The sequence below is a fragment of the Pseudomonas sp. microsymbiont 2 genome, from assembly GCF_054788395.1.
Window position 1 is genome coordinate 1,300,776 of sequence record NZ_CM139112.1, and the last position, 12,993, is coordinate 1,313,768.

The window sequence follows — 12,993 nt, forward strand, 5'->3', positions numbered from 1 at the left end:
GATCGCGGGGCAAGCCCGCTCCCACGCTGACGGTGCTGCAACGCTATTGCTGTAGCGGTGGTGTGTCGCGCAACAGAAGTTGGCGCCATTGCGCCTGTTCGCTGGCTGTCGCCTCGGCAAGAAACTGGTATTTGCCCGCCACCCGGGTGGCCACCGCGACACCCTCCCGGTACAGCACGCGGTTGCCTGCCACTGCCGGCACCTTGGTCCCCGGCAACAGGCTCCCGACCAGGTTCAACGGGTCGCAGGCACTGACTACCACCAGCGCCCCATCCAATGCCCGCCTGCGCACCTGGCGCAACAATCCCACCGCCTCGGGCAAGGCGAACTGCTCGCCGGCCAGCCCGGCGATAAAACGTCCGCCCCGGATCTCGCCGCGAGCTTCGAGGCGGTGGTAGCAACGCAGCAAGTCACGCCACGGCGGCAGCACGTCGCTCTCGCGTTCCAGCAGGCGCCAGCATATGACGCCATAGCGTCGCAGCAGGCTGCGAGCTACGTGCTCCAGGCGCTGCTCGGTATCCACGGCGGTACTCCCGCGGCGCAGCAGCGCCCAGCGCCCGGCATGGGCCATGCTGCTCGACAGTCCAGGGTGGCCGCGGCGGCTGTGGCGCGAGGTGCGTTTGGCGGCCGGGGTGATCAGGCTGCGCAGGCCGCTGAAGCCATCGGCGCTGGCCAGCCCCGAACCGACCAGCTCCTGCAGGGCCGACTCCAGCTCGCTGGGCAGCAGATGGGCTTCATGGGCCAACTCATCGAAGAACAGCGCGCCTTGCTCCTGCAAGGTCTGCAAGACCCGCTGTGCGCGTGCGCCCAGATGCTCGACCTCGGATGCCGGGGCCAGGCTGCGCCACAGCCCCAAGTGTTCGCGGGGCAGCAGTACCAGTGGCGTGCTGCTCAGGGTGGTGGCTGACCGCGTGGAGGCCAGTCGGCTCCAGGCCCACTGGCCGCTGCGACAGCTATCGTCCAGCCAGTGCGGGCTGTAGTCCCTGATCCGCGCAGGCAGCAGTTCGGCCTCCCAGGCCCCGGCGGCGCCAGGATAGCCTTGCAGTTGATTCAGTACGTCGCCCACCGCCTGGGGACCGCGCAGGCGGGTTTCGTCGCTCAGGTGCTGCCAGTCGAACAGAAACCGCATGAAGTCCTGCAGGCTTACCGGCTCGATTTCCCGGCGCAGGCGCTTGACCGTATAGCGGTGGATGCGTGCCAGCAGGTGCCGCTCGCACCACTGCAGCTCGCCTTGGCCAGGGTCGAAGCGACCGCGTAGCACATAGCCCTCGCTCTCCAGGCGGGCGAGGGCCTGTTCGCAATCGCCGGGGGCCAGGCCCAGTGGCGCGGCGATCCGGGCCAGCGTCAGCGGACCAGAACCGCCCAGGCGCGCGCGCAGTAGTTCGGTCAGCGCGCTGTCCGGCGTGGGGGCCTGGTCGAACCCCGGCAGCAGCGGCAGGCACGGGTCAAGCTGGGCATCGGGGTACAGTGCCATGAGCAGGTCCTGGCGCTCGCGGGCGAACCACAGGTGTAGCCCGTGGCTGTTCAGGCGGCAGGCGTGTCCGCTCGCCGCAAGGGCCTCCAGCAGCGCTTGCCATTCCGGGTTGGCCTTGACTTCGGTTTGGCTGATGGCGCCCAGGCTCATCAAGGCCTCGTGCATTTCATCGGCATTGCTCGGTTGCGGCCAGGCCTCGGCCTGCACGGCGGCGATGGCGTCGATGTCCAGCGCGCCGAGGTCGTCGCTGTCGCTCACGTCGTTCCAGCGCCGGTTGAGCACGGCCTGGGTGCGGCGCTCCTCCAGCGGTGCGTCGTCGAGGAAGGTGTAGGGCCGGGCGTTGAGAATTGCCGAGGCCAGTGGCGAGGGGGCGGGCAGGTCACGACTGAGCAGGCGCACTTCGCCGTTTTCCATGCGCCGCAGCAGCGCCAGCCAACCCTCGCTGTCCATGGCCTCGTGCAGGCAGTCGTCGAGTGTCTGCTGCACCAGCGGATGGTCCGGGATCTGTCGCTCGCCGACGATGTTCTCCAGGCAGGCGATCTGGTCGGGGAATACCGCCGCCACCAGGTCCTCGCTCTTCATCCGCTGGATCTGCGGCGCCACCTTGCGCCCGCCCACGTAGCGCGGCAGGGCCAGGGCGATGGCCGCGCACCAGCGCCAGCGCACGCCGAACAACGGCGCATCGAGCAGGGCCTGGAGCAGGATCGGCTCGGCCGTGCGGCTGTTCAGGTAGCGCCAGACCTCGTCCAGTTCGAAGCTGTGGCTGGTGGACAGCGACAGCACGATGGCGTCTTCGCTGGCCGCCGCCTGCAGTTCGAAGTTGAAGGTGCGGCAGAAACGCTTGCGCAAGGCCAGGCCCCAGGCGCGGTTGATACGGCTGCCGTAGGGCGAGTGGATGATCAGCTGGGTGCCGCCGGACTCGTCGAAGAAGCGCTCCATCACCAGCGTCTGCTGCGAGGGCAGGGCACCAAGCACCTGCCAGCTCCGGCCGAGGTAGTCGAGCAACTGACGGGCGCAGGCGTCATCGATTGCATAGGTCGCCTGCAACCACCTCAGTACCTGCTCACCATCACTGGCTTGCAATTGCTGGTCGATGCGTTGCTGCAGGCGCGCCACTGCGGCAGACAGTTCGTCGCTGCGCCCCGGCGCCTCGCCGAGCCAGAACGGAATGGTCGGTGGCAGCCCATGGGCGTCCTCGACCCGCACCCGGCCGGGTTCGACTCGCAGGATGCGGTAGGACGCATTGCCCAGCTGGAAGATATCGCCGGCAATGCTTTCCACCGCGAAGTCTTCATTGACGCTGCCGACGTTCAGCGCCTGGGGTTCGAGCAGTACCGCGTAGTCGGCGGTCTCCGGGATGGTGCCGCCGCTGGTCAGCGCGGTCAGCTGGCTGCCCCGGCGCCCGCGCAAGGTGCCATTCACCGCGTCGCGGTGCAGGTAGGCGCTGCGCACGCCCTGGCGCCCGTTGAAGCCTTCGGCGAGCATGCGCAGCAGCGACTGGTAATGGCCTTCATCGAGGTCGGCGTAGGGCATGGCCCGACGCAGCAGGTCGAACAGCGCGCGCTCGGCCCAGGGTTGGTTGCTGACTTCGGCGACGATCTGCTGCGCCAGCACGTCCAGTGGCGCATGGGGCACCTGCAGCGTGTCCAGTTCGCCCTGGCGCGCACAGTCGAGCAGCGCCACGCACTCGATCAGCTCGTCCCGGGTGGTGGGGAACAGCCGCCCCTTGGGCACGCCATCGACCTGGTGTCCGGAGCGCCCGACCCGTTGCAGGAATGCGGCGATCGAGCCCGGCGAAGCGATCTGGCAGACCAGCTCGACCTCGCCGATATCGATGCCCAGTTCCAGCGAAGCGGTGGCCACCAGTACCTGCAGTTCACCGGCCTTGAGCCGTTGCTCGGCGGCCAGTCGGTGTTCCTTGGCCAGGCTGCCGTGGTGCGCGGCCACCGCCTCGTTGCCCAGGCGCTCGCCGAGGTGCCGTGTCAGGCGTTCGGCCAGGCGCCGGGTGTTGACGAACACCAGGGTGGTGCGATGTTCGCGGGCGAGGGCGGCGAGGCGGTCGTAGACCAGGTCCCAGACATCGGTGGCCATCACCGCGCCCAGTGGCACGGGCGGTAGTTCCAGCGCCAGGTCGCGCTGGCGCGCATGGCCGATATCGACGATGGCGCACGGGCGCTCGCGCCCCACCAGGAACTGCGCGACGCGTGCCACCGGGCGCTGGGTGGCGGACAGGCCGATGCGCCGCAACGGCCGGCCTGCCAGCGCCTGCAGGCGCTCGAGGGTCAAGGCCAGGTGACAGCCGCGTTTGTTGCCGGCCAGGGCGTGGATCTCGTCGACGATCACCGTGTGCACGCAGGCCAGACCCGCGCGACCCGAGGCCGAGCCCATCAGCACGTACAGCGATTCTGGCGTGGTCACCAGGATGTGCGGCGCCAGCTTGCGCATGGCCGCGCGTTCTTTTTGCGGTGTGTCGCCGGTGCGTACGGCGGTGGTGATGCGCGGGGCCTTCAGGCCGAGCTGTTCGATATGGCGGCTGATGCCCTCCAGCGGTGTGTCGAGGTTCAGGTGGATGTCGTTGGACAGCGCCTTGAGCGGCGAGACGTACACCACCTGGGTCCGCGCCGGCAGCTCGCCGTGGTTTTCCAGGCCCTGGCGGAACAACTCGTCGAGCACGGCGAGAAACGCGCTGAGGGTCTTGCCCGAGCCGGTCGGCGCCGCGAGCAGCATCGATTGGCCGGCGTGGATCAACGGCCAGGCATTGGCCTGGGCGTCGGTGACCGTGGCGAAATGCTGGCGGAACCAGGTGGCGACGGCGGGGTGGAACAGATCGAGCACCGGGTGCGGATGGGCTGGCAGGTTCATGGATTGGTTATGGAGGGGCGATGGCGAGTTGGCAAGGGGCCGTTCGTCTGCCTGTACTGGCCTCTTCGCGGGCTCGCCCGCGAAGAGGCCAGTACAGGTGATGTGCGTTATCCTCTGCGCCCCCAAACGTTCAAGGGCCTGTCATGTCCAATATCATTCAGATCGCCGCGGCCCTGCTCATCGATGCGCAAGGTCGCACCCTGCTGGTGCGCAAGCGTGGCACCCAGGCGTTCATGCAGCCCGGTGGCAAGATCGATACAGGTGAATCACCGGTCCAGGCGCTGGTGCGCGAGCTGCACGAGGAACTGGGCCTGCGCGTCGATCCGGCCCAGGCCATTCACCTGGGCCGTTTCAGCGCCCCGGCAGCCAACGAGCCGGGCTTCGAGGTGCAGGCCGAGTTGTTTCGCGTGCATTGCGCCGAGATGGTAACCCCGGCGGCGGAAATCGAAGAGCTGACCTGGCTGGCCGCCGACCAGGCGCCAACGCTGGATCTGGCCCCCCTGACCCGCGACCTGATCCTGCCGCTGTGGCGCGAGGGCCTCAACGCACCGCGCTGACCCCGTCGAGGGTGGCGAACGAGGTGTCCTTGGCGGTCAGCAGGAAGTCACGCATGTACGGCGCATCCAGCATGTCGGTGCGCACCGCCGCGTAGAGCGTGGCGAACAGACCCTTTTCGCCCAGGCGCTTGCCCTTCACGTAGCCCCGCGAGCTGTACTCGTGCAATGCCCAGTGCGGCATGCCGCACACGCCCCGGCCGCTGGCCACCAGTTGCATCATCATCACCGTCAGCTCCGAGGTGCGCACCGCGGCCGGCTCGATGTCGGCCGGCTCCAAGAAGCGGGTGAAGATGTCCAGGCGGTCACGTTCCACCGGGTAGGTGATCAGGGTCTGGTCGAGCAGGTCCTGGGGCACGATGTACGGCTTGCTGGCCAGCGGGTGCTGGTTGGCCACCGCGAGCATGGCCTCGTAGGTGAACAGCGGCACGTAGGTGATGCCGGCCAGGTCCACCGGGTCGGAGGTCACCACCAGGTCCAGGTCGCCACGGGCCAGGGCCGGCAGTGGGGCGAAGGCGAAGCCCGAGGCCAGGTCCAGCTCCACCTCCGGCCAGGCGTCGCGAAACTGGTCGATGGTCGGCATCAGCCACTGGAAGCAGCTGTGGCATTCGATGGCCATGTGCAGGCGCCCGGCGGTGCCACCGGCCAGGCGGGCGATGTCGCGTTCGGCGCCGCGCAGCAGCGGCAGGGTGGCGTCGGCCAGTTGCAGCAGGCGCAAGCCGGCGCTGGTGAAGCGGATGGGTTTGGTCTTGCGCACGAACAGCGCCAGGCCCAGGCGTTCCTCCAGCTCCTTGAACTGGTGCGACAGCGCCGACTGGGTCAGGTGCAGCCGCTCGGCGGCCTCTACCAGGCTGTCGGCTTCGCGTAGGGCATGAAGGGTTTTCAGGTGGCGGATTTCCAGCACGACGGCTCCGTGAGCATTCTGTGGTCTAAAACTAGGTGGCGTTGAGTTTCCCTCATGTTGCCCTGTGCTGTCGACAGATGGATGCGCGCGACCGCTCGGCAAGGTTCACGAAACTGTCACGGTTTTGTGGCAGCGCGCCCGAACGAATTTCATCAGACTCGCGCTCTACTGGGGATCTGCATTCTGGTGTTTCTTTTCATGCGGGCTTTTCTACTTTTCTTCTTTCTGTTGGTCAGCGTGCCGGCGAGCTTCGCCGATGGCCGCTGCGACGTTCACGTGCCGGTGCAACGGGCCGAGCTGGGTGAGCTGAGCCTGGTCTACCAGAGCGTCGGCGCCCCGCGGGATCCGGCCTTGCTGCTGGTCATGGGCCTGGGCGGGCAGCTTATCCATTGGCCGGACGACGTGGTCGAGGCCCTGTGCCTCCAGGGGTTTCGGGTGATCCGCTATGACAACCGCGATGTCGGGTTGTCGCGCTGGAACCAGTTGCCGGCCTCGGCCAACCTGAGCGTCGAACTGCTGCGCTACAAGCTGGGCCTGCCGGTGTCGGCGCCCTATACCCTCACCGACATGGCCGGTGACGGCTTGCGCCTGATGGATGCCCTGGGGATCCGCCAGTTCCATGTGCTGGGCGTGAGCATGGGTGGCATGATCGCCCAGCATCTGGCGGCCATGGCCCCGGAGCGGGTAAGCAGCCTGACCCTGGTGATGTCCAGTTCGGGCGCTGCCGGCTTGCCGACACCGGATCCGGCGTTGCTACAGCTGCTGGCGCGGCGTGGCGCTCCGAGCCGTGAGGTGGCCATCGAGCAGCAGGCCGACCTGCTGGCGGCTCTGGGCAGTCCTGACGTGCACGATGACCGGGCCGTCCTGCGGCAGCAGGCGGCAGTGGCCTATGACCGGGCGTTCAATCCGGAGGGGGTGAAGCGCCAGATCATGGCGATTCTCGCCGAGCCAAGCCGGGTCGAGTTGCTCAACCAGCTACGGGTGCCGACGCTGGTGGTGCATGGCACGGCCGATCCACTGCTGCCGGTGATGCATGGAGTGCATCTGGCGGCGCACATCCAGGGCAGTCAGCTGCGGCTGATCCCGGGGTTGGCGCATCGCTTCCAGGAACCGTTCAAGGCGCCGTTGCTGGGGGCGGTCCTGCCTTATCTGCAAGCACATCGGCAGGATGTCACCCATATCGCCGGCCTTTGAATCGGTGTCGCCTTTTTCGCGGGCAAGCCCGCTTCCACAGGTCAGGCGTTGCTCTCAAGAGCCACGGGTTCCCTGTGGGAGCGGGTTCACCCGCGAAGCAGGCGCCGCAGTTCATCAGTGCATGCGCACCCAAACGCTCACCAGCACCGTCGCCGCCACCAGCCAGGCCACCGTGGCCAGGGCCAGCGACGCCTCCAGGCGCATGCGCTCGACCAGCACATACAGCGTCGCCAGGTAGACGAAATAGGGAATGATCGACCACATCCCGAACAGGATGGTGGTCTTCAGGTCTTCCAGCGAGCGACCCTTGCCGACGATGTAGTGGGCGATCAGGGCAAAGGTGGGAAACAGCGGCACCAACCCTGCGATGTAGTAGTTGCGGGTCTTCGACAGGATCGCCAGGAGCACCACCACGCCGGCGCCCAGGGCCGCTTTGAATACCAGGTCCACGTTGAACTTCCAGGATAGGGTTGCTGATTCAGCCGAGGCCGTACTTCTTCACTTTGTCGAACAGCGTGGTCTTGGCCATGCCCAGCTCCTGGCTGGCCTGGCTGAGGTTGCCGCCGGTGCGCTGCAGGGCGTCGCCGAGCAGGTTGCGTTCGAACGCCTCCACCGCCTCGGCAAAGCCCAGGCCCTGGCTGGCGCCGCCGCTGGGGCCTTTCTTGAACGCGGGCAGGCCCAGGGCATGACGCTCGGCGACGTTGCGCAGTTCGCGCACGTTGCCCGGCCAGTCGTGGGCCATCAACCGCGACAAGGTCTGGCTGTCCAGCTCCGGTGCCTCGCGATCGAAGCGCAGGGCCGATTGCTGCAGGAAGTGCTCGAACAGTTGCAGGATGTCTTCGCGGCGTTCACGCAGCGGCGGCAGCTCCAGGGTGACGACATTGAGGCGGTAGTACAGGTCGCTGCGGAACTGGCCGCTCTGGCCGAGCGTGGCAAGGTCGGCCTTGGTCGCGGCGATCACCCGGCAGTCCACCGCGATGCTCTGGTTCGAGCCCAGGCGCTCCAGGGTGCGCTCCTGCAGCACGCGCAGCAGCTTGATCTGCAGGTTGATTGGCATGCTCTCGACTTCGTCGAGGAACAGCGTGCCGCCGTTGGCGTGCTCGATCTTGCCGATGCGGCGTTTGCCGGCGCCGGTGAAGGCGTTGGCCTCGTGGCCGAAGATCTCGCTTTCGAACAGGTTCTCCGGCAGGCCGCCGCAGTTCAGTGCCACGAACGGCTGGCCCTGGCGCCGGCTGAAGTCGTGCAGGCAGCGTGCGACCAGCTCCTTGCCGGTGCCGGTTTCGCCTTCGATCAGCACGTTGGCCGAGGTATCGGCGACGTTGGCGATCAGTTCGCGCAGGTGCTCCATGGCCGGCGAGCGGCCAATGATGCGTCCCTCCAGGCTGCTCTGTTCGGCCAACTGGCGACGCAGGGCGAATACCTCGCGGGACAGGCCGCGCTGTTCCAGCGCCCGGCGTACCACGTCGACCAGACGTTCCGGCGAGAAGGGCTTCTCCATGAAGTCGTAGGCGCCGTTGCGCATGGCGCCGACCGCCATGTCGATGTCGCCGTGACCGGTGATCAGCACCACCGGCAGGCTGCGGTCGCGGGCCTTGAGGCGGTTGAGCAGCTCCAGGCCATCGATGCCCGGCAGGCGGATATCGCTGACGACGATGCCGGCGAAATCGTCGCCGATGCGCTCCAGGGCCTGTTCGGCGCTGCCGACGCCTTCGCAGGCGATGTCTTCCAGGGCCAGCGCCTGCTGGCAGCCGAGCAGCACGTGCGGGTCGTCTTCGACGATCAGGACGGTGAGAGGTGCTTGTTTCATAGAGGCTCAGCCAATTCGCTAGGGGGCGTGACCAGGGGCAGGGCAAGGACGAACGCGGTACCGCCGCCGGCAGGGTGTTCGACGCTCAGTGTACCCTTGGCGGCGGCGGCCAGGCTCGCCGACAAGGTCAGGCCCAGGCCCAGGCCATGCTCGCCCGGTTTGGTGGTGAAGAAGGGTTCGAACAGGTGCTTGCGCGCTTCGGCATCGATGCCGTGGCCGTTGTCGAGCACCCGCAGGCGGTACTTGTCGCCCTGCACCTCACCTTCCAGCCACAGTTGCGGCAGGGGTTGGGTGGCCATGGCGTCGAGGGCGTTGCCGATCAGGTTGACCAGAATCTGCTCCAGGCGGGTCTGGTCGATGGCCAGCAGCTGGTCGTCGAACTGCCGGTGCAGTTGCAGGTGGCAGGCGCTGATGCGGTTGGCCAGCACTTGCAAGGAGGCTTGCACGGCCTTTTCCAGCGAGGCCTGGCCGCTGTCGTCGCCACGTCGGGCGAACGAGCGCAGGCTGGCGGTGATGCGGCCCATGCGGTCGATCAGGTCGTTCATGGTGCGCAGGTTGGCGCTGGCGGTTTCCAGCGCGCCGCGTTCGAGGAAGCGCACGGTGTTGCCGGACAGGGTGCGCAAGGCCGCCAGGGGTTGGTTGAGCTCATGGGCGATGCTGGTGGACATCTGCCCGATGGCCGCCAGCTTGCCGGCCTGGACCAGTTCGTCCTGGGCATGGCGCAGGGTCTGCTCGGCGTGGCGGCGTTCGCGAATCTGGCCCTTGAGCCGTTCGTTGCTGGCGCGCAGGTCGGCGGTGCGCTCGGTGATCTTGCGCTCCAGCTGGCTGTTGGCTTCTTCCAGCGCCTCGCGGGCGGCCAGGCGGGTGGCGATCACCTTGCGCCGCTCGTTCCAGGCGATGGCAAGGATCGCCAGCAGGGCGAAGGCCACGCCCACCAGGATGCCCTGCACCATCGATTCGCGGCGCAGGTCCTGCAGCGGGGTGAGCAGGGTGAAATGCCACGGCGTGTCGGCCAGGCGCCGGGTCTGGGCCAGGTACGCGACTTCGCGCTGCTTGCCCTTGTCGGTCTCGCTGTTGGCCGGGAAGGTGAGCTTTTCCACGCCGTCGGCCAGGGTCTCGCGGGCCAGCGGTTGCAGCTCGTTGAGCGGCCACCAGTAGTACTGCAGGCTGCGCGCCAGGCGCTCCTTGATCTGCGGGTTGAGCGGACGCACCGATTTCAGGCGCCGGGATGGGTCGCTGGAAAGGATGATGATGCCGTTCTCGTCGCTGACGAAGGCTTCCAGGCGGGCACGCTGCCAGCGTTCCTCGAGGGTGTCCAGGCGCACTTTGATCACCGCCACGCCAATGATCTTGCCATGCTCCTCCAGGCCATGGGCCAGGTAGTAGCCGGCCTCACCGGTGGTGCTGCCGATGCCGTAGAAGCGCCCGGGCTCGCCACGCACGGCGGTCTGGAAATAGGCACGGAAGGCCAGGTCCTCGCCGAGGAAGGAGTCGGCATCGCGCCAGTTGCTGGTGGCCTGGACCCGGCCGTTGGTGTCGAGGACGAAGATCGCCCGGCTGCGGCTGCGCCGGTTCAGGCCTTCGAGGTATTCGTTGACGGCCTGACGGTCACCGGCCTCGGGGTCGGTGAGCAGGCGCGAGACGCTGTCCTCCAGTTCCAGCAGGCTGGGCAGGTAGGTGTACTTGCTGATTTCGCTTTCGACGGTGCGCGCATGCAGCTCGAGCTGGCGCTCGCCGTTTTCGCTGAGGCTGCGAATGCCGTTGCTTTCGCTGATCAGATACCCGGCCAGGCCCAGGCCGACCATCAGCAGGATGATCAGGGGCGGCAACAGCAATTGGCGGATCACACGGGATTTCACGGCGGGCTGGGCAGGGCGAAGGAGCGAAGGGTCGCATTTCATCACAGTGGCCTTGTCACGACCAGCTTCCGCTGCCCGTCAGGGCAGCGGAATCCGTACCTGCTCAGTGCTGCAGGATCTTGCTGAGGAAGTGCTGGGTGCGTTCGTGACGCTTCTCCGGGCTGCCGAAGAAGTCTTCCTTCTGGCAGTCCTCGATGATGTTGCCCTTGTCCATGAAGATCACCCGGTTGGCGACCTTGCGCGCGAAGCCCATCTCGTGGGTCACGCACATCATGGTCATGCCTTCGTGGGCCAGCTCGACCATCACGTCCAGTACTTCGTTGACCATTTCCGGGTCCAGCGCCGAGGTCGGTTCGTCGAACAGCATGACGATCGGGTCCATCGACAGGGCGCGGGCGATCGCCACGCGCTGCTGCTGGCCACCGGACAGCTGGCCGGGGTGTTTCTTGGCGTGGGCGCCGAGGCCCACACGGTCGAGCAGGGCCAGGCCCTTCTTGGTGGCTTCCGCCTCGCTGCGACCGAGCACCTTGCGCTGGGCGATGGTCAGGTTCTCGGTGATCGACAGGTGCGGGAACAGCTCGAAGTGCTGGAACACCATGCCCACCCGGGAACGCAGCTTGGGCAGGTTGGTCTTCGGATCGGCGATGGAGGTGCCGTCGACCACGATGTCGCCCTTCTGGAACGGCTCCAGCGCGTTGACGCACTTGATCAGGGTGGACTTGCCCGAGCCGGACGGGCCGCAGACCACCACCACTTCACCCTTCTTGACCTCGGTGCTGCAGTCGGTCAGTACCTGGAAGTCCCCGTACCACTTGTTGACGTTCTTGATGGAAATCATACGGTGATCCTTTTTTGCAGGCGCTTGACCAGCCAGGAAGCGGAGAAGCTGATGAGGAAGTAGACGACACCGGCGAAGATCAGGAACTCGTGGGAGCGCCCGATGATGTCGCCGTTGGAGCGGGCCGAGTTGAGGAAGTCGACCAGGCCGACGGTGTAGACCAGCGAGGTGTCCTGGAACAGGATGATGCTCTGCTGCAGCAGCAGCGGGGTCATCTTGCGAAACGCCTGAGGCAGGATGATCAGGCGCATGCACTGGCCGTAGCTCATGCCCAGCGCCTGCGCGGCGCCCATCTGGCCCTTGGAGATCGACTGCACGCCGGCCCGCACGATCTCGCAGAAGTAGGCCGCCTCGAACATCATGAAGGCCACGACGCAGGAGGTGAACGCGCCCACCGGCGTGTCCTGGCCGGTGATCCAGCGCAGCACGAACGGCACCGCCAGGTAGAACCAGGTGATCACCAGCAGCAGCGGGATCGAGCGGAAGTAGTTGACGTAGGCGCCGGCCACGTTCGACAGCAGCTTGTTCGACGACAGGCGCATCAGGGCCAGGATGGTGCCCAGGGCGATACCGCCGACCACGCCCATGACCATCAGCTTGAGGGTCATGACCATGCCTTCCCAGAGGGCGGGCAGGGCGGGGATGATTTCGCTGAAATCCATGTCCATTTACTTGCCTCCCACGGAAATCAGGCCCGGCACGGCGACTTTTTTCTCGACCGCGCGCATGAGCAGCATCAGGCCCATGTTCAGGGTGAAGTAGATCAGGGTGGCCAGGGTGAAGGCCTCGAACAGGTTGGCCGAGAATTCGGCGGTCTGCTTGGTCTGCGCCAGCAGCTCCATCAGGCCGATCAGCGAGGCCACCGAGGAGTTCTTGAACACGTTCAGGAACTCCGAGGTGAGTGGTGGAATGATGATCCGGTAGGCCTGGGGCAGCAGCACGTTCATGTAGATCTGCGGCAGGCTGAAGCCCATCGCGCGCCCGGCCGCCTCCTGGCCACGGGGCAGCGCCTGGATGCCGGTGCGCACCTGCTCGCAGACACGGGCGGCGGTGAACAGGCCCAGGCAGATGACCACGCTGATCAGCGCCGAGGTGGTCGGGTTGAGGTCCTGCTTGAACCATTCCTGCAGGCCTTCGGGCAGCAGGTCCGGCACCAGGAAGTACCAGATGAACAGCTGTACCAGCAGCGGCACGTTGCGGAACAGTTCGACGTAGGCGGTGGCGATCCCTGACACCAGACGGTTGGGCACGGTACGCATCACGCCGAGCAGCGAGCCCAGCAGCAAGGCGATGATCCAGGCGGAGATGGCGATGGCGATGGTCCAGCCCAGACCGGTGATGTACCAGTCCAGATAGGTCTCGCTGCCCACGCCGGTGGACTTGAAGAACACGCCCCAGTCCCAGTTGTAATTCATCGGGATTTCCCCTCAGACGGTTGTTTCACGGGCACCTTCGAGCATCCAAGGGCGTTGAACGCCCTCGGATGAAAGGGTAGACACTA

10 protein-coding genes are annotated in these 12,993 nt (G+C 66.6%); 2 read left to right on the top strand and 8 right to left on the bottom strand.

Annotated features, from left to right (window positions below; genetic code table 11):
• Nucleotides 1-43: 43 nt before the first annotated feature.
• Entirely contained in the window at nucleotides 44-4,336 is a 4,293-nt protein-coding gene (locus tag ACYUME_RS05910) for a DNA glycosylase AlkZ-like family protein (protein ID WP_460418304.1), read from the bottom strand.
• 143 nt (nucleotides 4,337-4,479) lie between these two features.
• Here ACYUME_RS05910 and ACYUME_RS05915 point away from each other — a divergent pair, with 143 nt between their 5' ends.
• A complete protein-coding gene (locus ACYUME_RS05915) occupies nucleotides 4,480-4,893 on the top strand; it encodes an NUDIX hydrolase (protein WP_460418305.1) in 414 nt (137 codons plus the stop codon).
• On the opposite strand, the gene metR is transcribed toward ACYUME_RS05915, so the two are convergent.
• A complete protein-coding gene (metR, locus tag ACYUME_RS05920) occupies nucleotides 4,877-5,794 on the bottom strand; it encodes a transcriptional regulator MetR (RefSeq protein ID WP_460418306.1) in 918 nt (305 codons plus the stop codon). The two genes, ACYUME_RS05915 and metR, sit on opposite strands and share 17 nt — an antisense overlap.
• A 198-nt stretch (nucleotides 5,795-5,992) precedes the next feature.
• On the opposite strand from metR, the gene ACYUME_RS05925 reads away from it, so the two are divergent.
• A complete protein-coding gene (locus ACYUME_RS05925) occupies nucleotides 5,993-6,988 on the top strand; it encodes an alpha/beta fold hydrolase (RefSeq protein WP_460418307.1) in 996 nt (331 codons plus the stop codon).
• A 114-nt stretch (nucleotides 6,989-7,102) separates the two neighbouring features.
• Here ACYUME_RS05925 and ACYUME_RS05930 read toward each other — a convergent pair whose 3' ends face one another.
• The 6 genes from ACYUME_RS05930 to ACYUME_RS05955 form a co-directional block, all read right to left on the bottom strand.
• A complete protein-coding gene (locus ACYUME_RS05930; protein WP_279883098.1) occupies nucleotides 7,103-7,438 on the bottom strand; it encodes a GlpM family protein in 336 nt (111 codons plus the stop codon).
• 28 nt (nucleotides 7,439-7,466) lie between these two features.
• A complete protein-coding gene (gene aauR, locus ACYUME_RS05935; protein ID WP_460419296.1) occupies nucleotides 7,467-8,744 on the bottom strand; it encodes a two-component response regulator AauR in 1,278 nt (425 codons plus the stop codon).
• Nucleotides 8,745-8,791: 47 nt separating this feature from the next.
• Nucleotides 8,792-10,696, bottom strand: coding sequence for a two-component sensor histidine kinase AauS (gene aauS / locus ACYUME_RS05940; RefSeq protein ID WP_460418308.1), 1,905 nt, complete (start codon nucleotides 10,694-10,696; stop codon nucleotides 8,792-8,794).
• A 61-nt stretch (nucleotides 10,697-10,757) separates the two neighbouring features.
• Nucleotides 10,758-11,492 (bottom strand): amino acid ABC transporter ATP-binding protein, encoded by a 735-nt coding sequence (locus tag ACYUME_RS05945; RefSeq protein WP_279883092.1) that lies wholly within the window; start codon nucleotides 11,490-11,492, stop codon nucleotides 10,758-10,760.
• Complete coding sequence (locus ACYUME_RS05950; protein ID WP_279883089.1) at nucleotides 11,489-12,160, bottom strand: amino acid ABC transporter permease; 672 nt, start codon at nucleotides 12,158-12,160, stop codon at nucleotides 11,489-11,491. The genes ACYUME_RS05945 and ACYUME_RS05950 overlap by 4 nt, the downstream gene beginning before the upstream one ends.
• Nucleotides 12,161-12,907, bottom strand: a complete 747-nt coding sequence (locus ACYUME_RS05955; RefSeq protein ID WP_279883087.1) for an amino acid ABC transporter permease — start codon at nucleotides 12,905-12,907, stop codon at nucleotides 12,161-12,163.
• Nucleotides 12,908-12,993: the final 86 nt, after the last annotated feature.

Excerpts from the sequence above, each read along its gene's own strand:
- ACYUME_RS05910 (WP_460418304.1), bottom strand. The coding sequence starts at position 4,336 with ATGAACCTGCCAGCCCATCCGCACCCGGTGCTCGATCTGTTCCACCCC.
- ACYUME_RS05915 (WP_460418305.1), top strand. The coding sequence starts at position 4,480 with ATGTCCAATATCATTCAGATCGCCGCGGCCCTGCTCATCGATGCGCAA.
- ACYUME_RS05925 (WP_460418307.1), top strand. The coding sequence starts at position 5,993 with ATGCGGGCTTTTCTACTTTTCTTCTTTCTGTTGGTCAGCGTGCCGGCG.
- aauS (WP_460418308.1), bottom strand. The coding sequence starts at position 10,696 with ATGAAATGCGACCCTTCGCTCCTTCGCCCTGCCCAGCCCGCCGTGAAA.
- ACYUME_RS05945 (WP_279883092.1), bottom strand. The coding sequence starts at position 11,492 with ATGATTTCCATCAAGAACGTCAACAAGTGGTACGGGGACTTCCAGGTA.
- ACYUME_RS05950 (WP_279883089.1), bottom strand. The coding sequence starts at position 12,160 with ATGGACATGGATTTCAGCGAAATCATCCCCGCCCTGCCCGCCCTCTGG.
- ACYUME_RS05955 (WP_279883087.1), bottom strand. The coding sequence starts at position 12,907 with ATGAATTACAACTGGGACTGGGGCGTGTTCTTCAAGTCCACCGGCGTG.